This window comes from Mesorhizobium sp. B2-3-14 (assembly GCF_006442175.1).
GTDB classification, from domain to species: Bacteria; Pseudomonadota; Alphaproteobacteria; order Rhizobiales; family Rhizobiaceae; genus Mesorhizobium; species Mesorhizobium australicum.
Genome location: NZ_VFVP01000003.1, coordinates 451,621 through 475,762, shown reverse-complemented (window position 1 = coordinate 475,762; position 24,142 = coordinate 451,621). Strand labels below are relative to the sequence as shown.

25 protein-coding genes and 1 riboswitch are annotated in these 24,142 nt (G+C 63.5%); of the genes, 12 read left to right on the top strand and 13 right to left on the bottom strand.

Translation table 11 applies throughout. The features are described 5' to 3' along the window. The first annotated feature begins 44 nt into the window (after window positions 1-44). Entirely contained in the window at window positions 45-833 is a 789-nt protein-coding gene (locus tag FJ950_RS11170; protein ID WP_015315527.1) for a 1-acyl-sn-glycerol-3-phosphate acyltransferase, read from the top strand. Between the two features lie 63 nt (window positions 834-896). Here FJ950_RS11170 and FJ950_RS11165 read toward each other — a convergent pair whose 3' ends face one another. Beyond that, entirely contained in the window at window positions 897-1,844 is a 948-nt protein-coding gene (locus FJ950_RS11165; RefSeq protein WP_140616818.1) for an aldo/keto reductase, read from the bottom strand. A gap of 126 nt (window positions 1,845-1,970) precedes the next feature. Next, window positions 1,971-2,492 carry a gamma-glutamylcyclotransferase gene (locus tag FJ950_RS11160; protein ID WP_140616817.1) on the bottom strand — a complete coding sequence of 174 codons (522 nt, stop codon included), beginning with the start codon at window positions 2,490-2,492 and terminating at the stop codon, window positions 1,971-1,973. Between the two features lie 135 nt (window positions 2,493-2,627). On the opposite strand from FJ950_RS11160, the gene FJ950_RS11155 reads away from it, so the two are divergent. Then, window positions 2,628-3,626, top strand: a complete 999-nt coding sequence (locus FJ950_RS11155; RefSeq protein WP_140616816.1) for a DUF2125 domain-containing protein — start codon at window positions 2,628-2,630, stop codon at window positions 3,624-3,626. Window positions 3,627-3,628: 2 nt separating this feature from the next. Beyond that, window positions 3,629-4,561, top strand: coding sequence for a sugar kinase (locus FJ950_RS11150; RefSeq protein ID WP_140616815.1), 933 nt, complete (start codon window positions 3,629-3,631; stop codon window positions 4,559-4,561). Here FJ950_RS11150 and FJ950_RS11145 read toward each other — a convergent pair. Together FJ950_RS11145 and hisC are read right to left on the bottom strand one after the other, a co-directional pair. After that, window positions 4,558-5,493, bottom strand: a complete 936-nt coding sequence (locus tag FJ950_RS11145; RefSeq protein WP_181166418.1) for a prephenate/arogenate dehydrogenase family protein — start codon at window positions 5,491-5,493, stop codon at window positions 4,558-4,560. The two genes, FJ950_RS11150 and FJ950_RS11145, sit on opposite strands and share 4 nt — an antisense overlap. A 23-nt stretch (window positions 5,494-5,516) precedes the next feature. After that, window positions 5,517-6,626 carry a histidinol-phosphate transaminase gene (gene hisC, locus FJ950_RS11140; RefSeq protein ID WP_140616814.1) on the bottom strand — a complete coding sequence of 370 codons (1,110 nt, stop codon included), beginning with the start codon at window positions 6,624-6,626 and terminating at the stop codon, window positions 5,517-5,519. A 137-nt stretch (window positions 6,627-6,763) separates the two neighbouring features. Then, window positions 6,764-6,841, top strand: a riboswitch (SAM riboswitch). Window positions 6,842-6,958: 117 nt separating this feature from the next. Here hisC and FJ950_RS11135 point away from each other — a divergent pair. From FJ950_RS11135 to FJ950_RS11125, 3 genes are all read left to right on the top strand, one after another. Then, complete coding sequence (locus tag FJ950_RS11135) at window positions 6,959-8,128, top strand: homoserine O-acetyltransferase (RefSeq protein ID WP_015315520.1); 1,170 nt, start codon at window positions 6,959-6,961, stop codon at window positions 8,126-8,128. Between the two features lie 121 nt (window positions 8,129-8,249). After that, a complete protein-coding gene (gene metW, locus FJ950_RS11130; protein WP_015315519.1) occupies window positions 8,250-8,864 on the top strand; it encodes a methionine biosynthesis protein MetW in 615 nt (204 codons plus the stop codon). A gap of 283 nt (window positions 8,865-9,147) precedes the next feature. Beyond that, window positions 9,148-10,083, top strand: a complete 936-nt coding sequence (locus tag FJ950_RS11125; RefSeq protein WP_140616813.1) for a glycosyltransferase family A protein — start codon at window positions 9,148-9,150, stop codon at window positions 10,081-10,083. Window positions 10,084-10,206: 123 nt separating this feature from the next. On the opposite strand, the gene FJ950_RS11120 is transcribed toward FJ950_RS11125, so the two are convergent. After that, window positions 10,207-12,030: an ABC transporter ATP-binding protein/permease gene (locus FJ950_RS11120; protein WP_140616812.1), complete on the bottom strand. Its 1,824-nt coding sequence runs from the start codon at window positions 12,028-12,030 to the stop codon at window positions 10,207-10,209. Window positions 12,031-12,167: 137 nt separating this feature from the next. Next, on the bottom strand, window positions 12,168-12,953 hold the full coding sequence (locus tag FJ950_RS11115) for a methyltransferase domain-containing protein (RefSeq protein ID WP_015315516.1): 786 nt from the start codon (window positions 12,951-12,953) through the stop codon (window positions 12,168-12,170). Between the two features lie 189 nt (window positions 12,954-13,142). On the opposite strand from FJ950_RS11115, the gene gloB reads away from it, so the two are divergent. Further along, on the top strand, window positions 13,143-13,910 hold the full coding sequence (gloB, locus tag FJ950_RS11110) for a hydroxyacylglutathione hydrolase (protein ID WP_140616811.1): 768 nt from the start codon (window positions 13,143-13,145) through the stop codon (window positions 13,908-13,910). 16 nt (window positions 13,911-13,926) lie between these two features. Beyond that, on the top strand, window positions 13,927-14,355 hold the full coding sequence (locus tag FJ950_RS11105) for a cupin domain-containing protein (RefSeq protein WP_140616810.1): 429 nt from the start codon (window positions 13,927-13,929) through the stop codon (window positions 14,353-14,355). Here the strand turns inward: FJ950_RS11105 and FJ950_RS11100 are convergent. From FJ950_RS11100 to FJ950_RS11090, 3 genes are read right to left on the bottom strand one after another with little or no spacing between them, the layout of a single operon-like run. Beyond that, on the bottom strand, window positions 14,352-15,026 hold the full coding sequence (locus FJ950_RS11100; protein WP_140616809.1) for a lysoplasmalogenase family protein: 675 nt from the start codon (window positions 15,024-15,026) through the stop codon (window positions 14,352-14,354). The two genes, FJ950_RS11105 and FJ950_RS11100, sit on opposite strands and share 4 nt — an antisense overlap. Next, the gene (locus FJ950_RS11095; protein WP_140616808.1) at window positions 15,023-15,934 is read right to left on the bottom strand and encodes an EamA family transporter; all 912 of its coding nucleotides are present in this window, start codon (window positions 15,932-15,934) and stop codon (window positions 15,023-15,025) included. The genes FJ950_RS11100 and FJ950_RS11095 overlap by 4 nt, the downstream gene beginning before the upstream one ends. A 42-nt stretch (window positions 15,935-15,976) precedes the next feature. Then, window positions 15,977-16,765 carry a DUF3108 domain-containing protein gene (locus tag FJ950_RS11090; protein WP_015315511.1) on the bottom strand — a complete coding sequence of 263 codons (789 nt, stop codon included), beginning with the start codon at window positions 16,763-16,765 and terminating at the stop codon, window positions 15,977-15,979. Window positions 16,766-17,022: 257 nt separating this feature from the next. Between FJ950_RS11090 and rpmB the strand changes: the two genes are divergently transcribed. The 3 genes from rpmB (at window position 17,023) to FJ950_RS11075 (ending at window position 18,834) form a co-directional block, all read left to right on the top strand. Then, entirely contained in the window at window positions 17,023-17,319 is a 297-nt protein-coding gene (rpmB, locus tag FJ950_RS11085) for a 50S ribosomal protein L28 (RefSeq protein ID WP_010911765.1), read from the top strand. Window positions 17,320-17,476: 157 nt separating this feature from the next. Then, window positions 17,477-18,160 (top strand): queuosine precursor transporter, encoded by a 684-nt coding sequence (locus FJ950_RS11080; RefSeq protein ID WP_140616807.1) that lies wholly within the window; start codon window positions 17,477-17,479, stop codon window positions 18,158-18,160. A 2-nt stretch (window positions 18,161-18,162) separates the two neighbouring features. Further along, window positions 18,163-18,834: a spermidine synthase gene (locus FJ950_RS11075; protein ID WP_015315509.1), complete on the top strand. Its 672-nt coding sequence runs from the start codon at window positions 18,163-18,165 to the stop codon at window positions 18,832-18,834. A 147-nt stretch (window positions 18,835-18,981) separates the two neighbouring features. Here FJ950_RS11075 and FJ950_RS11070 read toward each other — a convergent pair whose 3' ends face one another. The 4 genes from FJ950_RS11070 to FJ950_RS11055 all read right to left on the bottom strand — a co-directional run bounded on the left by FJ950_RS11070 (window position 18,982) and on the right by FJ950_RS11055 (window position 23,650). After that, entirely contained in the window at window positions 18,982-20,004 is a 1,023-nt protein-coding gene (locus FJ950_RS11070; RefSeq protein WP_140616806.1) for an esterase-like activity of phytase family protein, read from the bottom strand. Continuing rightward, entirely contained in the window at window positions 20,001-21,899 is a 1,899-nt protein-coding gene (cobT, locus tag FJ950_RS11065) for a cobaltochelatase subunit CobT (RefSeq protein WP_140616805.1), read from the bottom strand. The genes FJ950_RS11070 and cobT overlap by 4 nt, the downstream gene beginning before the upstream one ends. Before the next feature lie 11 nt (window positions 21,900-21,910). Further along, the gene (gene cobS, locus FJ950_RS11060; RefSeq protein WP_140616804.1) at window positions 21,911-22,897 is read right to left on the bottom strand and encodes a cobaltochelatase subunit CobS; all 987 of its coding nucleotides are present in this window, start codon (window positions 22,895-22,897) and stop codon (window positions 21,911-21,913) included. 123 nt (window positions 22,898-23,020) lie between these two features. Then, complete coding sequence (locus tag FJ950_RS11055; protein ID WP_032922426.1) at window positions 23,021-23,650, bottom strand: J domain-containing protein; 630 nt, start codon at window positions 23,648-23,650, stop codon at window positions 23,021-23,023. A 179-nt stretch (window positions 23,651-23,829) separates the two neighbouring features. Between FJ950_RS11055 and FJ950_RS11050 the strand changes: the two genes are divergently transcribed. Then, window positions 23,830-24,132, top strand: a complete 303-nt coding sequence (locus FJ950_RS11050; RefSeq protein WP_015315504.1) for a BolA family protein — start codon at window positions 23,830-23,832, stop codon at window positions 24,130-24,132. Window positions 24,133-24,142 lie beyond the last annotated feature (10 nt).

Below are 24,142 nucleotides of genomic sequence, written 5' to 3'. Positions count from 1 at the left end.
GCGCTTGGTGTAACCAACGCACACTTCCTCACCGGACCTCCCCCATGCTCTATGTCAGATCGCTGGCGTTCAATTTCGTCTTCTACGTCAATCTGATCGTCCAGATGATCCTCTGGACCCCGTACTATTTCCTGTCGCCCCGCCACCGCGCCTGGTTCGTGCCGAAATTCTGGTCGCGCACCTCGATGTGGCTCTATGACAAGATCGCCGGCACCAAAAACGACATCACCGGGCAGGAAAACCTGCCCGAGGGTTCCTTCATCCTGGCGCCCAAGCACCAGTCTTTCTGGGACGCCATCGCCTTCTTCCCCTTCCTCCAGGACCCGCTCTACATCCTCAAGCGCGAGCTGACCTGGATCCCCTTCTTCGGCTGGTACATCTTGAAGATGCGGATGATCCCGGTGCATCGCGGCAGCCGCTCCAAGGCCTTGAAGGCGGTGGTCGCGGCGACCAAGGAAGAAATGGCGCGCAACCCGCGCCAGCTGATCATCTATCCCGAGGGCACGCGCCGGGCGCCGGGCGACGAGCCGGCCTACAAATACGGCATCGTCGAAATCTATTCGCAGCTCGGCGTTCCCGTCGTGCCGGTCGCCCATGTCGCTGGCCTCTATTGGCCGCGCCGCAAGTTCCTGCGCTATCCCGGCACCGTCAAGGCGCGCTTCCTGCCGCCTATACCGCCTGGCCTGGGCAAGGACGAGTTCATGGCGCGGCTGATCGGTGAGACCGAAGCTGCCTGCGACCAGCTTCTCCTCGAGGCATCCCGCGCATCAAACCCGCCGGCCCTGCCGCCAACGGCGGTGAAGCGGCTTCGGGAGCTCGGCGCGAAGGCCTGAAGCCTCCTGACCACCGGCCGTCAGCCGTACACCGCCAGCGTGGTCAGCACCAGCGTCGCAACCTCAGGCGCTGGCCTTGTCGAGTTCGGCCATGTCGTCCGCGGACAGCTTCAGCGACGCCGCGCGGATCAGGCTGTCCATCTGCTCAGGCTTGGTCGCACTGGCGATCGGCGCGGTGACGCCGGGCCGCGCGATAACCCAAGCAAGCGCCACTTCCGCCTGTTTGGCCGAATGCCTCGCCGACACCGCGTCCAGCGCCGCCAGGATGCGCATGCCACGCGCATTCAGGTAGTCTTTCACCCCGCCGCCGCGCTCGCTTTGGCCGAGATCGGCCTCGCTGCGGTACTTGCCGCTGAGAAAGCCCTTGGCCAGGCTGAAATAGGTGATGACGCCGATATCCTCCGCCACGCAGAGATCGCGCAGTGGGCCATCGAAGGAGGAGCGGTCATAGAGATTGTATTCCGGCTGCAGCACCTCATAGCGCGGCAGGCCGCGCAGGCTTGCCACGTCAAGTGCCGCGCGCAACTGGCCGGCGTCGAGGTTGGAACAGCCGGCATAGCGGATCTTGCCCTTGGCGAGCAGTTTCTCATAGGCGCCGAGGGTTTCCTCATAGGGCGTGGCCGGATCCGGCCAGTGCGACAGGTAAAGGTCGATGAATTCGGTCTGCAGCCGCTTCAGCGATGCATCGACAGCCTTTTCGATATAGGCGGCCGACAGGTCCTTGTGGCCCTGCCCCATGTCCGAGCCGACCTTGGTGACCACTACGACCTTGTCGCGATTGCCACGATCCTTCATCCATTTGCCGATGATGGTTTCCGATTCACCGCCCTTGTTGCCGGGAACCCAGCGCGAATAGGCGTCGGCCGTGTCGATGGCATTGAGGCCAGCCCCGACAAAGCGATCAAGCAGATCGAAAGAAGTCTTCTCGTCGGCGGTCCAGCCGAAGACATTGCCACCCAGAACCAGCGGCGCGATGGAAAGGTCGGTGCGACCGAGACGGCGTTTCTGCAAGACGGATCTCCGTGATGATTGATTGGGACCGGACGGATGCCGCCCGCTGGCTGGGTTCGGAGCCTAACCTAGGTCTTGCCGCATCGAGGTCAAAGGCCTGGCCACCCTTTTCCGCGGACCAGCGCTTCACAAAGTCGCTATCCGGTGCGCCACATCCTCCAGCCAGTGGTCGCGAATCTCGAGCGCTTCCAGATGCTTCAGCGTGCTCAGCACATAATCCTCGTTGTCGCCGGATCGGCCGACCGCGCCGCGCACTACGGCCGCCGCCTCCGCCGCGTCCAGCGCGCCCGCATATTGCTCATGCTTGCGGTCGACGACGTAGGCCACGGCTTCCACCGTGCCACCGCCGTCGAGGCGAACCTTGAGCGTCCGCTCGACATAGACGCTGGTGACGAGTTCGCGCTCGCGCAGATAGGCAATGACCTCGTCGCGCAATTCGCCAGGGACGCGGTACGCAAGGCCGACGCAGGAGCCGCCATGGTCGAGGCCAAGCACCAGTCCGGGCCGCTGGCGCGTGCCGCGATGCACGAAGGAATAGACGCAGAGCGAGCGGCGATAGCCATGCAGGCGGGCGCGTCGTGTCTCGACATGAGCGAAACCCGGTCGCCAGATCAGCGAACCGTAGCCGAACACCCAAAAATCGCCCATATCACCGCGCCTGATTGCAAAAAGAATGGCAGCACCGCACCGGTAACCGGTGTTTTTTCCATCCGTCTCTGTCTACCTAGTGTTCGGAACCTGAGAATCCGTCCACGCCATCCACGCGTTAATGAGAGCCAAAGCATGCCGTCAAGTGACGAACGCCAACCGGGTAACCGTCGCCGCCTGTGGTGGCTTGCCGCGTTCATCCTCGTGCTGTTCGCCATTTACAGCGCCGGCTGGTTCTATCTGGCCAACAGGGTCCGGTCCGAGGCCGACAAGGCGGTTGCCACGCTCAACAAGAGCGGCATCGAGGCCGGTTGCGCCAACCTCCAGGTCGGTGGCTATCCACTGAGCTTTGCCGTCTCTTGCGACAACCTCGCCTATGAGGACGACGCCAAGAGCATTGCCGCCTCGGCCGGCTCCTTCAACGCCGTCGCCCAGATCGTCCAGCCCTTGTCGCCTGTTGCCAATCTACGCGGTCCGCTCCGGACCTCCGTCCCCGGCATGATGCCGCTCTGGATCGACTGGGACAATCTGCAGGCCAACGTCAAATTGTGGTACCCGCTGCCGCGGCGTGTAGCGCTGCAGGCCGAGGGCCTGTCGGGCCAGACCGACCCGGCCGACGACACCGATCCGGTGGAACTGTTCAGTGCCGGCAAGGCGTCAGGCCAATTGCAGCCCAACAACGGCGATCTCGACTATGTCGGCAGCTTTGGCGATCTCGAGATCGACGCCGACGCGATCGGCGGGCGGGTGTTGCCGGCGCTCGATGCCAGCGGCGACGTGACACTGAAGAACGGCGTGGCGCTGATCGGCACGCAGGTGAAAAGCCTGCGCGGCCAGCGGATCGAAATCCGCAACCTCGATCTGTCGTCCGGCACGGCGCGGGTCACCGTTTCCGGGCCGCTGTCGGTCGATGCCGAGGGTCTCGTCGACGCCGACCTGATGATCAGGATCAAGGATCCCAAGGCGGTGGCATCTATTCTTGCCGGCGCCATACCCGAGCAGAAGAATGCGATCGAGCAGGGTTTTGGCGCCCTGGCGCTGCTTGGCAGCGAACCGTCGATGCCGCTGAAAGTGGTCAAGGGCAAGGCTTCCCTCGGCTTCATTCCGCTGGGCAAGATCAAACCGGTCAATTAACGATGGAGAGGCCGGCAAAGCTGCTGAGCGTCGGCGCACTGACGCTTGACACCATTCTTCGTGTCGAATCGCTGCCCAGGCATCAGGGAAAATTCATCGCCTCGGACGGCATCCAGATCGCTTCGGGCATGGCCACGAGCGCGGCCTGCGCCGCGCATCGCCTGGGTGCCGAGGTGTCGCTATGGGCGAGCGCCGGCGACGATCCGGTCGGCGATCTGCTGATTGCCGGGATAGAGGCCGAGGGCGTCGATTGCAGCCATGTACGCCGCGTCAGCGGCGCCCGCTCGGCACTGGCCTCGATCCTGGTCGATGCGCATGGCGAGCGGATCATCGTGCCTTTCTACGACGCGCGCGCGCAGGCCGATCCCGAGGTTTTGCCGTTCACCGACATAACGGCATTCGACACCGTACTGGCCGACGTGCGCTGGCCGGGCGCCGCGGCGCTTGCCCTTAAGACGGCGCGGGCCGCCGGCCGCCCAGCCATACTCGATGCCGATACCGCGCCCCTGGCGGTGCTGGAACGATTATTGCCGCTGGCCTCGCACATCGTCGCCTCGGAGCCGGCGGTCCGCATCATATGCGGCCACGCGCTGGATCTGGAGACCGCCTGCACCGATTTGGCGTCCCGCACCGATGCGTTCGTCGCGGTCACCGGCGGCGAGGCGGGTACCTGGTGGTTCGACCGAAGCGCCGGATCATCCCGCCATGTCGAGGCACCGAGGGTCAAGGCGGTCGACACGCTGGCCGCCGGCGATGTCTTTCATGGCGCCTTTGCCGTCGGGCTGGCGGAAGCCATGGCGGTCGAGCACGCACTGCGCTTTGCCAGCGCGGCCGCCGCGCTCAAGTGCCTGCGCTTCGGCGGCCGGCTGGGCGCGCCGGATCGGGCGGAGACGCTCGCCATGATGGCAACCGCCTGGCCGGTTGAAATCACCTAGCTCTTTGCCGGATGCTCGACCGCCTGGCGGCCAAAATCGGGCGCGTCGATATCCTGGCCCGCCTCGATGATCGAGCGGCGCACGGCGCGGGTGCGGGTGAACAGGTCGAAGAGCTTGTCGCCGTCGCCCCAGCGGATGGCGCGCTGCAGGAACGCCAGGTCTTCCGAGAACCGCGCCAACATTTCCAGGATGGCATCCTTGTTGTGCAGGCACACGTCCCGCCACATGGTCGGATCGGAGGCAGCCAGACGCGTGAAATCGCGAAAACCGGAGGCGGAATATTTGATCACTTCCGTCTTGGTCACCGATTCCAGATCGTCGGCGGTGCCGACGATGTTGTAGGCGATGATGTGCGGCAGATGCGAGACGATGGCCAGCGTCATGTCGTGATGCTGCGGGTCCATCGTGTCGATGTTGGCGCCGCAGCGGCGCCAGAATTCCGACAGCCGTTCCAGCGCTTCCGGATCGGTGCCCGGCACCGGCGTGAAGATGCACCAGCGGTTGTCGAACAGGTCGGCAAACCCGGCATCCGGGCCGGATTTTTCGGTGCCCGCCAGCGGATGGCCAGGAATGAAATGGACGCCTTCAGGCACATGCGGCTGCATCTGCGCGATGACCGAGGCCTTGGTCGAGCCGACATCGGTGAGGATCGCCCCCTTTTTCAGCGCCGGCGCGATTTCCTCCGCTACAGCGCCGGATGAGCCGACCGGCACCGAGACAACGACCAGATCGGCATCACGCACCGCGTCCCCGGCATCGGTGGTGTAGGAATCGCCAAGGCCCAGTTCCTCGGCTCGCTTGAGCGTTGCCGCACTGCGCGTCGAGATGGCGACATGGCGAGCCAAGCCCTCGCGTCGGATGACGCGGGCCAGAGACGAGCCGATCAGGCCGATACCGACCAGCGCGATCTTTTCGAACATCGGTGATGCCATGGTGTTCCAGCTCTTTAGACGTTCTAGCTTTTCAGGAATGTCGTGAGCGCGGCGACAACGCCGCGATTGGCCTCTTCAGTGCCGACGGTCATGCGAAGCGCGTTGGGAAAGCCGTAACCTGAAACGCGCCGCAGAATATAGCCGCGCGCGCTCAGATAATCGTCAGCCGCCGCCGCGGAATGCTTCTGATCGTCGGGAAAATGAATGAGCAGGAAATTGCCGACGCTCGGCGTCACGCGCAGCCCAAGTCTGGTCATTTCGCCGCTCAGCCAGGTAAGCCAGGTCTCGTTATGCGCCACGCTACGCTCGACATGGGCACGGTCGCGGATCGCGGCGATGCCGGCCTCGATCGCTGTCGCATTGACGTTGAAGGGGCCGCGTACACGATTGATGGCGTCGACGATATGCAGGGGACCATACATCCAGCCGATGCGCGCGCCGCCGAGCCCGATCTTGGAGAAGGTGCGGGTAATCACCACGTTCTCGGCGCTGCCGGCCAGCTCGATGCCGGCTTCGTAATCGTTGCGGCGGACATATTCGGCGTAGGCCGCGTCGAGCACCAGCAGCACGTTTCCCGGCAGTCCGGCATGAAGGCGGCGCACCTCCTGGAACGGCACATAGGTGCCGGTCGGGTTGTTGGGATTGGCCAGGAACACGATTTTCGTGCGCGGCGTGACGGCCGCCAGCATCGCATCGATGTCGGCGCGCTCGTCGGTCTCCTTGACCACGACCGGGGTGGCGCCTGCCGACTGGATGTAGATCTTGTAGACCATGAAGGCGTGTTCGGTGAACATAGCCTCGTCGCCGGGCGCGAGATAGGTCTGCGCCAACAGGCCGAGGATTTCGTCCGACCCGTTGGAGCAGATGATGTTTTGCGGGTTGAGGCCATGCACCTCGGCGATTGCCTCGCGCAACCGCCTGGCGCTGCCGTCGGGATAGATGTCGAGTTTGCCGGCGACCTCGCGCGCGGCCTCGATCGCCTTCGGCGAAGGCCCAAGCGGATTCTCGTTCGACGACAGCTTGTAGACCTTGGCGACGCCGGCGGGCGCCGAGCTTTTGCCGGGCACATAGGCCTCTATGTCCATGATGCCCGCGCGCGGAGTTGGACGTGCCTGATCCGGTGTCTGGTTCATATCTTGCAAAATCCGTCGAAAACCCCTCCATCCGGAGGCCGCTGCGGAAATACAAGCCATGGCACGCAATGTCGAGAGTGGCAGTGGTGCCAGCCGCCGCCATTGACGGCGAGGCAGGCGGGTTCTAGAAAGACGATTGACAGTTCCGTGGTGATTTGGCCGGTCGGCTTGCAGCCACGTTAAACAATTCGCTAAAGGGCCGTTTGCGTGACGTAACCGGCTTTGCGAAGGCAATGCCGGTTTTTTGTTGTCCGCGACCGGCCGGACGGACGCATCGGCGGCGGAGATCGGCAACGATTTCCACGAGCGCACGGTGCAGCAAGAGAGACGTGATGGCCGCTCTGCGTGCAGGAAAGACCAACAACGAGGCCGACCAACCGTCGAGCCCGGTGTTGCGTTTCGGACCCGACAAGCCGCTCAAGCTCGACGCCGGCACGCTGCTGTCGCCGTTCCAGATCGCCTACCAGACCTATGGCACGCTGAACGATGCCCGCTCCAATGCCATCCTCGTCTGCCACGCGCTGACCGGCGACCAGCATGTCGCCAGCACCAATCCGGTAACCGGCAAGCCCGGTTGGTGGGAAGTGCTGATCGGACCGGGCAGGATCATCGATACCAGCCGTTTCTTCGTCATCTGCTCCAATGTCATCGGCGGCTGCCTGGGTTCCACCGGTCCGGCCTCTACCAACCCGGCCACGGGTAAACCCTATGGCCTCGACCTGCCGGTCATCACCATCCGCGACATGGTGCGCGCGCAGCAGATGCTGATCGACCATTTCGGCATCGAGAAACTGTTCTGCGTGCTCGGCGGCTCGATGGGCGGCATGCAGGTTCTGGAATGGGCGTCGAGCTATCCCGAGCGCGTGTTCTCGGCGCTGCCGATCGCCACCGGGGCGCGCCATTCGTCACAGAACATCGCCTTCCACGAAGTCGGGAGGCAGGCCGTGATGGCGGATCCGGACTGGCATGGCGGCAAATATTTCGAACACGGCAAGCGCCCGGAGAAAGGGCTGGCGGTGGCGCGCATGGCCGCCCACATCACCTATCTGTCGGAAGCCGCCCTGCACCGCAAATTCGGCCGCAATTTGCAGGACCGCGAAGCGCTGACCTTCGGCTTCGATGCCGACTTCCAGATCGAGAGCTATCTGCGCCACCAGGGCATGACCTTCGTCGACCGCTTCGATGCCAACTCCTATCTCTACATGACGCGGTCGATGGATTATTTCGACCTCGCCGCCGACCATGGCGGCCGGCTGGCCGACGCCTTCGCCGGCACGAAAACCCGCTTTTGCCTGGTGTCCTTCACATCGGACTGGCTGTTCCCGACCGAAGAGAGCCGCTCCATCGTCCACGCACTCAACGCCGCCGGCGCCTCGGTATCCTTCGTCGAGATCGAGACCGATCGCGGCCACGACGCCTTCCTGCTCGACGAGCCGGAACTGTTTGCCGCCATCAACGGCTTCATCGGCTCGGCCGCGCGCGCCAGGGGGCTCAGCGCATGACCCCGAAAAGTTGCAGACGTTTCGGATCAAGGTCATGCGCCAAACAGGACGGCGAAGCCATGACCCCGAAAAGTTGCAGACGTTTCGGACCAAGGCCATGCGCCGTCCACGAGGCGAAGCCATGAGCGTCAACGGCAGCCAACGCGTCGACCTCGAGGTCGTCGCCAACCTCATCCCGCCGCAATCGCGTGTGCTCGACGTCGGCTCGGGCGACGGCTCATTGCTCGAATTGCTGCAGGACACCAAGCAGGTCGACGGTCGCGGACTCGAGCTGTCGCAGCGTGGCGTCAACGAATGCGTGGCGCGCGGTCTCAGTGTCATCCAGGGCGACGCCGACACCGATCTCGAATTCTATCCCGACAAGGGCTTTGACTTCGTTGTCCTGTCGCAGACCCTGCAGGCCACCCGCAACCCGAAGCTGGTGCTCGACGAGCTGCTCAGGATCGGCAACCGGGCAATCGTGTCTTTCCCCAATTTCGGTCACTGGCGGGTGCGCCTGTCGCTGTTCGTCAAGGGCCGCATGCCTGTGACCAGCGACCTGCCCTATTCCTGGTACGACACGCCCAACATCCACTTCTGCACGATCCGAGACTTCGTCAATTTGTGCGAAGAGCTTGGCGCGACAGTGGAGAAGGCGACCGCGCTCGACGCCAACGGCCAGAAGATCGGCCTGTCGATGCCATGGTGGTTCTGGAATTTCTTTGGCCAACAAGCAGTGTTCCTGCTGAAGCGATAATGAAATGGGCGACGCCCGCAGGCTCGACTGCCAATCCTTGAGGGTGGCCGCGCGTCTTTCAGCGGGTGCGAAAGTGTTGCAGTTGAAGCGCCATGAGCTGGAATTCATCATGCCTGGTCGGTCGAACGACGGCACGACGGGGTGACATGGCAGGTTGTTTTTTGTAGCGTCGCACCGAATCCGATGAGGCCCATCCAGGGGGAAGTCCGATCCATTTAGCCATCCCGATGATCAAAGGACCTGGCGCGAAGGGTGTTTACGCGCTGGAGGCGGCCGACGTGATATGATCGGGAAGACCGAACAGGCGCCCCTCGTCACGGTGATCACGCCGACTCACAACCGGCGCGAAACGGTGCTCCGCGCCGTCGAAAGCGTGCTTTCCCAGAGCATGCCGCGATTTGAACATATCGTCGTCGACGATGGTTCGACGGACGGGACCGAGGCGGCGCTCGCCCGCATCCATGACCCCCGGCTGATCTATGTCGGCGCGAAGTGGCGCGGCGCCAATGCCGCCAGGAATGCCGGCATCGAGCTAGCCCGGGCGCCCGTGGTGACTTTTCTTGATTCGGACGATCTCTTCCTGCCGCACCGGCTCGAACGGACGCTGGCATGGTTCGACGACAATCCAGCGCTCGAAGTCCTGCTCTCCTCATATGTCTCGGTGAAGGGTGGCCGCGGCACCGCCTGCGTCAACCGCGGCGCTTTCCTGAACCCGCCAATGCTGGAGCGGGCGGTGGTCGCGCAGACGGCCTTCATAGCCGGATCGGCTATAACAGCCAGACGCGAGGCTTTGCTGGCCATCGGCGGCTATGACAGCGACATTCCCCGGATGCAGGACCGCGAGCTTCTGCTGCGCTTCGCACAGCGCTTCGGCGCGCAATTATCGGAAGATATCGACTGGACGAAGCACAATTCGCAGAATTCGATTTCAGGCCGCAGGGACGGCTATGTCGAAGCCTACGCGATCCTGATGAGTAAGCATCCGCACATCGCTCGCTCATACCCCCATGTCCCTCCCTTTATGATCACGCGGCAGATCATCGCCGATATTCTCCGGGGGCGAATACCACAGGCATTTGCAGGATACATGGCCAACCGCTCGTCTGATGCGCTTGGTTATTCATTGCCGGAACTGATCAACGGTTATCTCCACGGCCGCCGCTGGCGGCGCGACCTCTACGACGAAGTTCGTGGCAAGTTTGGAATTCCACCGGCCTGACCGGCGACAGCTCAGCGATCGAGCACGGCGCGTTGCAGGGCGCATTCCTTCTCGTCCGGCAGCGAGATGCCGACCGCCAGGCCCTTGGCGGCCAGGCAACGGGCCGCAACGGGGGAAAAACTGCTACTTCCTGTGGTGGAGGCTTGCCGCGGCTGGCGGCGGCTCGATGGCACCCGCCCTGACGTGGGCAGGTTTCAGCGCGGGCGCGTCGGAATCCTTAACGATCGTCAGGGAACGCGGGAAGAACTGATTGTTGTGCTGGCCGCGCCCGATGTTGATGATCGCGGCGCCGGGCAGGCGCTTCTCCAGCAGCGACAGCACGCGCCGCAGCGAGGGTCCGTCGAACGCATCCATGGCTTCGTCGATGATCACCCATTTTGGCTGTCGCAAGGCGAGCCTGGCCACGCCAAGCAATCGCTGTTCGTCATCGCCCAACTCATGGTCCCAGCGTCCGACGCGGTCGAGCGACGACGACAGCCGTCCAAGACCGACCTCGGCAAGCACCGCTGAAATGTCGGCGTCGTTCGCCGGCGCATGCCCGTTCGGGTGATTGAGGACCTCGCGCAGCGTGCCGGCTGGCAAATAGGGCACACGCGGCACGAAGATGATGGTTTCCCCCGCCGGCAGGCCGATCCGCCCGCTGCCCCACGGCCACAGCCCGGCAATGGCGCGGAAGAACAGCGTCTTGCCGGCGCCCGGTTCACCGGTGATCATGACGCGCTCGCCGGCATGGATTTCGACATGCTGGTCGGCGAGCTTGGTGCATCCGTCCGGCGATGCCACCTGAAGCTTCTCGAACGTCAGGTTGCCATTGGCGTTGTCGGCGAATTCGATGCGCTTCTCCTTGTCGTGCAGCACATCGGTTTCATCGAGCGCGATGCGGAAGTCGGCGACACGCATCAGCGTGGCGCGCCAGTCGGCAATGCTGCCGATGTTGTTGATGAACCAACGCAGGGAGGAGTGGACCTGGTTGAAGGCCCCGACCGCCATCATCAGCCCGCCAAAGCTGATATCCCCCGCGAAATAGACCGGCGAGGCGACCAGGATCGGCGCCACGACCGTGATCCAGCCATAAGTATCGGTTACCCAGGACAGATTGATCTGGGCGGTGTAGATGCGCCGCATGGCGCCCAGCACCGTGCCGAGGTCGAGTTGCAGCCGTCGCTTGGCGTCATCCTCCCCACGGTACAGCGCGATGGCATCGACATTCTCGTTGACGCGCACCATCGAGGAGCGCAGCTCCGCTTCGCGCGTATAGCGGTCGCTGTTGAGGCTGATGAGCGGCCGCCCGACCAGCCAGCTCAGCCACGAGGCGGTACCGGCATAGAGGAACGCGGCCCAAACCATGTAGCCCGGTATCGCCAGCGACCAGCCGTTGACGTGGAAGACGAAGCCCGAAGACAGTTCCCACAGCACACCGACAAAGGACACGAGCAGGATGAACGACTGCAGCAGGCCGACACCAAGATCGGTCGACAGGTCCGAGAGATGCGCGGCATCCTGTTGCATGCGCTGGTCGGGATTGACGCCGATGGCGCCGGCATTGGCCAGCCGGAAGGCGCGCGCCGGCCGCATCCATTGGTCGATCAGGTCCAGCGTCAGCGCCTCGCGCAACTTCAGCCGGATCATCTGGTTGAGCCAGGTCTGGCCGATATTGAGCACCAGCAGTCCGCCGGCGATCATGGCAAAGACCATCAGCTGATGCAGGAAGGCCGCCATGTCGCGGCGCGCGAGGGCATCGTAGAAGGGCTGGTTCCAGCGGTTGAGCAAGACCTGGCCGATCGACGTCGCGATAATGACGCCCATGATGCCGAGCGACGTCCACAGCAACCACTTGCGAACCGGCGATCCGATCAGCGCCCGCTTGATCGTCGCCACCTGATCGCGCAGGCTGCTGGCGACGGCGACCGGCTGAATGGTGGCCTGATTGTCCAATTGATCAGCCATGGCCGAGGTCCTTGCGTTCAGTAGCGAAGCTGAAACCGGATGAAGGGAGCCGACGGCGGCAGCCCCTCAACCACTCCGCGAGCCCAGCACGACAGATAGGTCGGAAAGACGCGGCGCGATGCAAGTTTCCATCGCGATCACGAAGGTGTCACTTGCCGGGGCGATGCCACACCCCTTGCCTCGGCCCGCCGGCCGAGCCGTGTCGCGCCATGCGGCGACAGCACCGGCACGAAGACGCGGCGGGACGCACGCTGGGCCACCGGCACGCCTTGATAGAGCCGTTTCTGCGCTTCGACGACAATGACGCCGGAAAAGATCGGCCACAGCCTCCGGCCGGCGCGCTCCAGCACATTGTGGAAGCGCATCATGAAACGCCGCCGCGATGGCGGGAAGAACAGCGCATCCGACCAGGCGGCGGGCGTGAAATTCGCCTCACGCAGCAATTCGGTGAGCTGCCCGCGTGAGAAGGGCCGCCCATTGCCGAACGGCGTATGTTCGAAGCGCGCCCAGACACCGCGCCGGTTTGGCACGACGATGACGACGCGCCCGGCCGGCGACAGCACCCGCCAGATCTCGTTCAGCGTTTCACGCGGGTTTTCGACGTGTTCGAGCGAATGGACGAGCAGCATGCGGTCGATGCAGGAATCGACCAGTGGCAGTTCCTCGTCGAACACCAGGGCCGTCGCCGTTGGCCCGGCCGCCGGCCAGACCACGGCGCCCTGGGTCGCCGGCATGAAGGCGAAGACCCGCTCGGCGTCGGTGCCGAAGCGTTCCAGCCAGGGCAAGGTATAGCCCAGGCCGACCAGCCGCTCATTGGGCACCGCGGCCCATATCGACGACAGCGCCATGGTGATCGAGCGCTCGGCGAACCGGCCGAGCGTTGTCGAATAGAAGGAACGAAGGTCGACGATGTCGGAATGCATGTCAGGGATGTAGCCGTGATGTCAGCCGGATTCAACAAAAGGCCAAAGCGGCCGGCACGGCGGATGTCAATTTGACATCCCACGATAACATTCGCTTTGCTCGCCATCCGGGATGACATTCGCTTTCTCATCCGGGATGACATTCACGCAGCGGCGCCCTATGTCTGCGGCGGCAAATGGAGAAATGCGATGCCGGTCGAAATCGAACAGTTCATGTGCCGCACCGACAATTTCGGCGTGCTGGTGCATGACCCCGAAAGCGGCCAGACCGCGATTATCGACGCGCCCGAGGAAGCGCCGATCCTGGCCGCGATCAAGCGCACCGGCTGGACGCCGACGATGATCCTGACCACGCACCATCATATGGATCACGTCGAGGCCAATCTGGCGCTCAAGGAGCGCTTCAAGCTGCGCATCGTCGGCCCGGAGGCGGAAAAGGCCAAGATCCCCGGCATCGATGAAACCGTCGAAGAAGGCTCCGTCCTGCATCTCGGCCATGAGCGCATCGAAGTGATCGCCACGCCCGGGCATACCGCTGGCCATGTCTCCTACCATCTGCCGTTGTCGAAAGTGGCGTTCACCGCGGATACGTTGTTTGCGCTGGGTTGTGGACGGCTGTTCGAATGCAAGCCGCCGGTGATGTACGAATCGCTGCGGAAGCTCGCGGCCCTTCCCGCCGAGACGACAATCTATTGCGGCCACGAATACACGCTCGCCAATGCCCGTTTCGCGCTGAGCGTCGACCCCAGCAATTCGGCGTTGAAGGAGCGCGCCGCGCGGATCGAGGCGCTGCGGGTCGACAACAAGCCGACGCTGCCGACGACGATCGGCGAGGAACTGTCGACCAATCCCTTCCTGCGCTGGCACGATCCGGCAATCCGCAAGCATCTCGGCATGGAAAAGGCCGGGGATGCCGAGGTCTTCGCCGAAATCCGCAAGCGCAAGGACAATTTCTGATGCCAGCTTTCTGCCGATGACCAGTTCCGCGGAAATCATAGCAACGCTCGCCCTGAAGCCGCATCCGGAAGGCGGCTGGTACGCGGAAACCTTTCGCGACGGAGCCGGTGGTGCGCGCGGCCATTCGACCGCCATCTATTTCCTGCTGGAACAGCATCAGGTTTCGGCCTGGCATCGGGTCAGGGATGCCGCCGAGCTTTGGCACTTTTATGCCGGCGCGCCATTGGCATTGTCGATGTGGGAAGAAGGCGGCGCCATTATCGAGCAGGTTCTCGGCATCGAGCTCGCGGCGGGTGAACGGCCGCAGATCGTCGTGCCGGCGGGCTGGTGGCAATCGGCGCGTACACTGGGCGAATGGACGCTGGTTGGCTGCACGGTGGCGCCGGGTTTTGATTTCGCCGCCTTCGAACTGGCCGAGCCGGGCTGGCAGCCGAAGCCGATTTAACCCAGCAGGAATCCCAGCGTGACCGCCAGTTGGGCGGCATAGTACAAAACCCACACGGTGAAACGCATCCAGGCGCGATGCTGCGAGACGGCCGCCACTAAAAATTTCTCCATGGCGAGCAGCCCGTCCGATGCCATGAACAGCACGGCGCCACCGATCACCCAGACGTTGCTTGTCGTTAGCGCCGACATGCCCATCGCCAGGATCGCCACGACATAGACGGCGATCGGTATACGCAAGCCGGGACCAACGCGGCGCCAAAGCGCGGCCAGCATGACGATCGCGAACACCGCCATGGCCAGCGCGATCGCGCCGCGCCAGGGCTCGGCGCCAAGCAACTCCAATCCGGCACCGCTGCGCAGCAACAACGCGACATAAACGATGTGGGCGACGAGAAAACTGGCCAGCCCACCCAGAAAGGCTTTTTCGCCGTCGCGCGACAAGAAGGCATCGCCAATGGCGCTCAGCGCAAGGGCGGCGACCAGCAGCAGCGGCCCGCCTTGTATTGCGGCAAGTACGGCGAGCATCGCGACGGCAAGTGTCTTTGCCGCCGAGCGGGCCAGCGTCGGCGGCGTGCCAAGCGTGAAGCCATAGATCACCGCGGCCACCAGCGAAAAGATCAGCGTCGCATTGGCGTTGCCGTCGATGCCCCCGGCAAACGGCATCGTCATGCCTTGGCTCCGCCTTCGGATGTCTCGGCTCTGCTCTCCGTAGCCGGCTTGCGCAGGAACAGCGATTTTGCCGCTAGCGCCGCGCCGCCGGTGATGAGCACACAGGCGGCCAGAATGCGCAGCGACGGTTCGGCGACGCCGGCCGCGATCAGCACCAGCGTCGACAGCAGCGGCGCCGCGTAGCTCGCGGCACCCAGCACCTGGATATTGCCGCGCTTGACACCGATGTCCCAGGCATAAAAGGCCGCGCCCACCGGCATCAGGCCGAGCCCGAGCACGGCCAGCCACTGGCCGGCGCCGTCAGGCAGAACCGTTTGTTCCAGCGCCAGGTGGCAGACGAGCGACAGCACGGCGGTTGCCGCGCAGAACCAGGTGACGATGCTGGTCGGCACCGACGGGAAACGTCGTGACAGCAAGGAATAGGACGACCATAGCAGGGCGCAGACGGCGGCCATGGCGTAACCGAAGGCGTAGCGCGCATCGAAGGCCAGGCCGCCGCCCTTGGTGACGATCAGCACAGTGCCGGCAAGGCCGAGCAGCGCGCCGACGACATGGTTCCAGGCCAGCTTCTCGCCCGGCATCAGCGCCGAGCCCAGCACGATCAGCAACGGCCAGAGATAGGCAATCAGGCTCGCCTCGACCGCCGGCGCGTTGCGCAGCGCGGTGAAGTAGAAGAAGTGGTAGCCGAAGAGGCCGGCAATGCCGATCACCCAGACCTGAGGAGGGATCTTTTGGCTCCTGTCGGTGGCCGGCATGAACAGTCGCGCGACAAACCCTACGCCTGTGCCGATCGAGAAGGTGATGGCCGACAACAGGAATGGCGGCACCTTGCCGGACGCATCCGTCAGCAACGCCAGCAATGCCCACATGGCGACCGCCGAAAAGCCGATCAGTGTCGCGCGCCCCATTTTGTCTCCAGTGGCGCGCCCGTTCTGTCCCGGTGGCGTGCCTTATTGTACCGCTTCGAACCGTCTGGCGCTGATGGTCAAGGTGCCGATCTGCGTTCCGACCGTGGCGTGGATCGGCGCATATACGCCGGTTTGGCCGAGCGGTGCAAACGTCACCATCATGCGGCTTTTGTTCTTGAGATAATTGAGCGCCTTGCGGCCCTTGCGATAGCCCGCCACCGGCTCGAAACCCATCTGGCAGGTGACGGTGTCGCCCTTGTAGCCCGGCACCGAGATCGTTCCTTTCGAGGCGTAGGTCAGCGTCAGGTCGGCGCGCATCTCACCATCGTAGAACTTGACCTTGCGGCCACAGACCTGGTCGAGGCTGTCGGCATGGATGACGGTCGCCGCCATCGGATCGAGCACCGATGCCAGGTCGCCGGCGCCGAGCGGCACCCAGGCCTTGGGATCGCGCTTGCCCGGAGCGGGGATCACCCGCGTCGAGGTCACGTTGCCATTGCTAAAGCGAATGTCGATCGAAGACGCCTTCTTGCCGGAAGTGTAGTCGGCCCGAAACGCCTGCGGCACCATTTTCTGGCCCGAAATCGTGCCTTTTGACGAGATCGTGCCCCGCGTGTCGTCGAACAGCTTGGCCAGACCCGCCGCCGAGACACTGCCTTCGATCGCGTAGGCACCGTTCTCATAATGGCTGGAAAAGGTCGATCTGGCGATCGAGAGACCAAGGAACGACACCGTGTATTCGCCCTTGAACGACTGCGGCGAGGCAGCGGACGCAGCGGTCGGCAAGGCGATGACAAGCGCGGCAACAAGCGCGTGAGACGAACGAGGCATGGCGGGATCGGATCCTTGGTTTCGGCCGGAGGCGGGCGACTCCGGTCTGGCGTGTCCCTATGAGACCGCTTATACGGTGAAATCCGGCCTTAATATGAAAAGCCGGGCGCTTCCGTGCGGAAGCCGGAGCTTGACGACCCGGTGAAATGCAACTATGGAACGCCAACTTTTCCATAAGGCCGCCTGACCAGAACCGCGCGCCACCCGGCGCGGGTACAAAGGTTTGGCAGGCCCCGAGAGAACTGAAGGTTAGAACCATGTCCCGCACCTGCGAACTCACTGCCAAGGCAGTCCAGACCGGCAACAATGTGAGCCACGCCAACAACAAGACCAAGCGTCGCTTCCTGCCGAACCTCGTCAATGTGACGCTCATTTCGGAAGCGCTGAACCAGAATGTACGCCTGCGCATCTCGGCCAACGCGCTGCGTTCGGTCGAACATCGCGGCGGCCTCGATGCCTTCCTGGCCAAGGCCGACGTCAAGGAACTGTCGCAGCGCGCGCGTCTCTTGAAGAAGCAGATCGCCAAGAAGCTTGCCGAGCAGGTCGCTGCGTAACATCCAGATAAAGGCGGGGGACGACCGCCTGGCCAACCTCCTTGCTGGCCGCTGAGCATCGGATAGATCCGCAAGGTTCGACACTCCGATGCTCAATTACGAAGCGAGCGCTGCCTCGGCATGATGCTCCGCTGGTTCCATTACCCAGGATAAAAAAATGTCTTCTTTCTCGCGGTACCTGCCTTTCGTGGCTGCCATGGCGCTTGTCGTCGTGGCATCGAACATCCTCGTGCAGTTTCCCATGCAGGGAAACATCGGCGGCCTGTCGCTCGCCGACGTTTTGACCTGGGGCGCTTTCACCTATCCCTTCTCTTTCCTGGTCACGGACCTCGCCAACCGCCGTTACGGGCCTGCCGTGGCGCGCCGGATCGTCTTTGTCGGCTTCATGACGGCGGTGGTCTGCTCGATCCTCGTCCCGCCCTTCCTGTTCCGCCATGGCCTGATCGAATTCGAGACATCAGCCGACCGGCTGGTGCGCATCGCGGCGGCTTCCGGAGCGGCGTTCCTGTCCGCGCAATTGCTCGATGTGACCGTGTTCAACCGTTTGCGCCGGCAGAGCTGGTGGCGGGCGCCGATCGTCGGCACGCTGGTCGGATCGGTGTTCGACACCCTCGTGTTCTTCGGCGTCGCCTTTTCAGCCGCCTTTGCCTTCGTCGGCCCAAGCGACGGGTTTGCGCTGGAGAGCGCCCCATTGATGGGCGTGTTTCATGTCGACGCCATGCGCTGGGTGTCCTGGGCGCTCGGCGACCTCAGCGTGAAACTGATCATCGCTGTCGTGGCTCTGATCCCTTACCGGCTGCTCGCCGCCCGCTGGAGCCAGCCGGCCGCCGCTGCGGCCTAGCCGTGATTCCCTGGATCCAGCTGGACTCCGCGAAAACGCCTGATGACCAGCAGGAACTGCGGCTGAAACAGCGCGGTTCTGAATTCTCGATCATGCTCGGTACCAACGAGCTGATGAACAGCCGGCTGAGCGGCTCCGAGGAAGCGCTGGCAAAACTGTGCTGCCAGAGGATTGCGGGTCATCGTCGGCGGAGAATCCTGATCGGGGGGCTCGGCATGGGTTTTACGCTGCGCGCTGCCCTCGCCGAATTGGGCGACAATGCCGAGATCGTCGTCGCGGAACTGGTGCCGGCCGTCGTCGCCTGGGCGCGCGGCCCGATGGCCGAGATTTTTGCCGGCTCGCTCGATGATCCCCGCGTCACCATCCACGAAACCGATGTCGGCCAGCTCATACGGTCCGCACCCATTGCCTGGGACGCGATCCTGCTCGACGTCGACAATGGCCCCGAAGGCATCGTCCACAAGGGCAATGACGCGCTCTACAGCGTGGCTGGCCTCGCCGCCGCACGCACCGCCCTAAGACCGGGCGGAGTCCTGGCCGTATGGTCGCAAGGGCCGGATGCCGGCTTCACGCGGCGGTTGAAACAGGCAGGTTTCGCTGTCGAGGAAGTCAACACGCGCGCCAACGGCAAGCGCGGCGCGCGCCATGTCATCTGGATCGCCACCAACAGCTAGCGGTCCAGACCAGAGCCGTCAGCAGCGGTGTTTGGACCTGTCTGGACTTGTCGAGCTCCGCGCAACCCCTGGCTTGTCAGGGCAGGATTCTCGGAAATGGCCGACGCATAAAAACATCGCCAATGAGCGTCGCGAAGGGGCTGCCCCTCAATCCTGGTGCAGAATGAATTCCAGATACAGATTGCGCTGCAGGATCGAGTGGTTGTCGTCGGAGATCAGCGACACCATCAACGCGCCGTCATCCCGGCTCCAGACATCGAGCCCTTCCATATTGTCGATCTGGTAGCTCATGTCGGCTTGCAGCAGCACCGGCCCGTCGGCGACGGCGCCCTTCTCGACGCTCTCTCCATAAATGCGCCGCAGCCGCATCTTGAGGCCGCCCGCCATGGTGAAACTGCGCTCCAGCAGCAAGAGGTCGCCATCCGGTAGGAAGGCGCCGTCGGTGATGTCGAAATCGTCGTTGCGCTTGACAGTGAAGACGCCCCTATGCGGGCCTTCGATAATGGCGGCGTAGATGTTGCCTGATTTGTCGAGGCTCTTCTCCGAGACCACGACCAGGCCGCCTTCATGCTGACCATTGGCATTTGAATGGGTGACTGTCTCGAAGCCGCGGTTCTGCCGCAGCTCCCACGCCGGCACCAGGAAATCCAGCTGCCTGAATGGCGCCTTCATGTTGTCCGGGTCGATCCTGAACTGGGAGACACGGTGGTTGCGCTCGAAACCGACGGTGGCAATGCCGTCCTTGACCGCGAGGCCTTCGGCGTCGACTTCCCATTTTTCGTCGATCGGCTGCCCGCCCTGGTCGGCCATCTGCTGCATGCGAAAATTCTGGATGCCCACGGGGCGCCTGTCGGCATCGCGGGTCACAGTGCCGAAGAACCAGTAACCGGTATCGGCAACACCGATGAAATCGCTGCCGGCTTTCAGAAACCGAAAGGCCGACAACGCGCCGAAATCGCGCGATGGCGAGGTCATTTCCAGCCCACCGACGAATTCGAGCGGACCGAATTGCTTGTCGGCGCGGCCAATGTGGAATTCGGTGATCGGGCGTGCCGAGACGGCGACAGGTTCGACTGGAGCCGAGCCGGCCGAACCTGCCGGAGCCACACCGGCGAGCAGGACGATGGCGGCGAAAAGCGTTTGCCTAAACCCGCCTCGCGAAAAGATCATCCGGCGCGCCGCATGCCGCCGCGACGCGTATCCTTCGCGCTTTCCTCGGCAAACAGCGAAGCCAGCTGCTCGGTCATGGCGCCGGCCAGTTCCTCGGCATCGACGATGGTGACGGCGCGCCTGTAGTAGCGCGTGACGTCATGGCCTATGCCGATGGCCAGCAGCTCGACCGGTGAGCGCGTCTCGATCAATTCGATGACGGCGCGCAGATGCCGCTCGAGATAATTGCCCGGATTGACCGACAGCGTGGAATCGTCGACCGGCGCGCCGTCCGAGATCATCATCAGGATCTTGCGCTGTTCGGGCCGGGCAATCAGCCGGTTGTGGGCCCACAGCAGCGCCTCGCCGTCGATATTCTCCTTGAGCAGGCCTTCACGCATCATCAGGCCAAGGTTGCGGCGTGCCCGCCGCCATGGATGATCGGCGGATTTGTAGATGATATGACGCAGATCGTTGAGGCGGCCGGGGTTCGGCGGCTTGCCGTCCTTCAGCCACTTCTCGCGCGCCTGTCCGCCCTTCCAGGCCCGCGTGGTGAAGCCGAGGATCTCGACCGAGACGCCGCAGCGCTCCAGCGTGCGCGCCAGAATGTCGGCACAGGTGGCGGCGACCGTGATCGGCCGGCCACGCATCGAGCCGGAATTGTCGAGCACCAGCGTCACCACCGTGTCGCGGAACTTAGTGTCGCGCTCCTGCTTGAACGACAACGGCTGCATCGGATCGATGACGACGCGCACCAGCCGCGCCGGGTCGAGATAGCCCTCTTCCAGGTCGAAATCCCAGGACCGGTTCTGCTGCGCCATCAGCCGGCGCTGCAGCCGGTTGGCGAGCCGTCCGACCACGCCCGACAGATTGGCAAGTTGCTTGTCGAGGAAAGCGCGCAGCCGGTCGAGTTCTTCCTCTTCGCAGAGCTCCTCCGCGCCGACCGTCTCGTCGAAAGCTGACGTGTAAACCTTGTAGTCGATTTCCTTCGGCAGATTGGTAAAGGGATTGTCGTTGCGCCTAGCCTCGCCGGGCGTCTCGGCATCGGCATCGTCATCATCGGACAGATCGTCGGCGGTGGCATCGGAGGCTTCGGTCTCGGCCGCCTGCTCGTCGTCGGCCGATGCCTCGGCGTCCTCGGACTGGGACTGCTCGGAGCCGGAATCGTCTTCGCCGCCCTCCTCGCTCTGTTCCTCGCCTTGCGGCTGGTTGTCGTCATTGTCCTCGGAATCTTCGGTCTCCTGGTCGTCGCCGAGTTCCTCGGCCATTTCCATGGAGGCAAGCATCTCGCGCACGACGCGGGCGAAGGCCTGCTGGTCCTCGAGCTTTTCCGACAGGCCGTCGAGATCGGCCTTTGCCTTCTCCTCGACCCAGGGCCGCCAGAGTTCGACCAGCCGCTCGCCGCTCTTCGGCACCGGCCGGCCGGTCAGCTTTTCGCGCACCATCAGCGCCAGCGCCTCCTCGATGGGCGCGTCGGCCTTGTCCTTGACGTCGACGAGGTTGGCCTTGGTGTATTTGTCCTCCAGCATCGAGCCGATATTGTCGGCGACGCCCTGCATGGCGCGGCTGCCGATCGCCTCGACGCGGGCCTGTTCGACCGCGTCGTAGATGGCACGGGCGGCCTTGCCTTCCGGCGCCAGTCTGCTGTGGATGCGCACATCATGGCAGGCGCGCTTCAACGCCATGGAATCGCCGAGCCCGCGGGTAATCGCGATGTCGGACTTCGATGCCTTCTTGGGCAGTTCGGGCAGCCGCGCACGGCTGCCCGCCAGCGCCGGCCTGTCCTTGGCGAAGCCGACTTCCATTTCCTTGTCGCCGGCAATGGCGCGCATGCAGACGGTGACGGCGCGCTTGAAGCTGTCGGCTTCAGACCCCGTCTTGGACTTGTTGCGCGTATTGTCGCCCGGACCCGCCATCGAGGCTCTGCTTAGCCCAGCACCACATTGGCCGCGCTCTCGGGCAGATCCTGGCCGAAGGCGCGCTGGTAGAACTCGGCAACCACCGAACGCTCCAGCTCGTCGCACTTGTTGAGGAAGGTCAGCCGGAACGCCATGCCGACATCGCCGAAGATCTCGGCATTCTCGGCCCAGGTGATGACGGTACGCGGGCTCATCACCGTCGACAGGTCGCCATTGATGAAGGCCGAGCGCGTCATGTCGGCGACGCGCACCATCTTGTTGACGATGTCCTTGCCCTTGGTGTCGCGATAATGCTTGGCCTTGGCCAGCACGATGTTCACTTCATTGTCGTGCGGCAGATAGTTCAACGTGGTAACGATCGACCAGCGGTCCATCTGCGCCTGGTTGATCTGCTGGGTGCCGTGATAAAGGCCGGTGGTGTCGCCCAGACCAACCGTATTTGCGGTCGAAAACAGCCGGAACGCCGGATGCGGGCGGATGACCCGGCTCTGGTCGAGCAGCGTCAGGCGGCCGGACGATTCCAGCACGCGCTGGATGACGAACATCACGTCCGGACGGCCGGCGTCATACTCGTCGAAGCAAAGCGCGACATTGTGCTGGTAGGCCCAAGGCAGGATGCCGTCGCGAAATTCGGTGATCTGCAGGCCGTCCTTGACCACGATCGCGTCCTTGCCGACAAGATCGATACGGCTGACATGGCTGTCGAGATTGACGCGCACGCAAGGCCAGTTGAGGCGGGCGGCGACCTGTTCGATATGGGTCGACTTGCCGGTGCCGTGATAGCCCGACACCATGACGCGGCGGTTGTAGGCAAAGCCGGCGAGGATCGCCAAGGTCGTCGCCTTGTCGAACAGATAATCGGGATCGACATCGGGCACATGCTCGCTGGTGACCGAGTACGCTGGCACCACCATCTTGGACTCGAAACCGAATTTCTCCTTCACCGACACCGTCGCGTCGGGCAGGTTGGCGATGTCGCGATCGACCTTGTTCATATCTCTCAACGTCTCCACGGGCGAAACGTCGCGTTTCGCCGGCAATCCATTTTGTTCGGGGGCGGTCTTAGAGCCTTTTCCAACCTTATGAAAGTTGGAAAACGACACGAACCATAGGGTCGCTCAGCACAGGCCCGCCTGTTTGAGCACGCGATAGGCCTGAAGCACATCGCGGAACCGGTCTTCCGAACCTCTGTCGCCGCCATTCGCATCCGGATGGTGACGCTTCACCAGTTCCTTATAGCGCGCCTTGATGTCCTTGCCAGTCGCCTTTGTATCAAGGCCAAGCGTTTCCAGCGCCTTGGCCTCAAGCGGCTTGGCCTTGCGCTCACGCGCCTCGCGCGGATCCTTCGGTCCCTTGAACAGGTCGAATGGGTCGCGCATGCGGTTGTAATAGCCTGCGCGGCCGGAGCGCATCTGCGCCATGTCGGGCGAGGAACGCGTCGAGGCGCCGTTGACGCCCATTTTCCAGGTCGGCCGGTGGCCGGTCATCGCTTCCTTCTGGAAGCGCGCCACCTCGGTGTCCGGCACGCCGGAGAAGTAGTTGAAGCCCTTGTTGTACTCACGCACATGGTCGAAGCAGAAGCGGAAATACTCGCCCTCCTTCATGCGGCCGACCGGCGCGCGATGCGTGCCCGCCTCCTTGCAGCCATCCCACTGGCAGATCGGCGCGTGCGCCTTCACCTCCGCGTCCTTGTCGGGGCGGACGCGAATCTTCTCGAAATATTTGGGATACGGCTTCATCTCACCCATTTATGGGGCGTTCGCAGATGCGAAACAAGAATTGACATTTTCGCGATGATCGCCCTAACCGCTGAATCGCGGCTTAAAGCAGGCGGATGACCGATTTTGTTGCGCACCAGCGGCCCGGCGAAACCTGTTTCGGGTTTTCATGGCGGCGCGCCGACCATATGTGGTGAAGGGAGAAGACGATGTCCATACAAGCGACCATGGAAGACAAGCTCAACAAGGCATTTTCGCCCGAGCGGCTGGTCATCCTCAACGAAAGCCATCTCCACGCCGGCCATCATCATGTGGAATCCGGTCACCACGCTGAGTTCGATGGTACCGGCGAGACACATTTCCGTGTCCGCATCGTCTCGGCGAATTTCGTTGGCATGAGCCGCGTTGAGCGCCACCGCGCCGTCAACGAACTGCTGGCCGACGAGTTGAAGGCGGGCGTTCACGCGCTGGCTATCGAGCCCGCGGCGCCCGGCGAACAGACCCGCTGGTAAGCCAAATCCC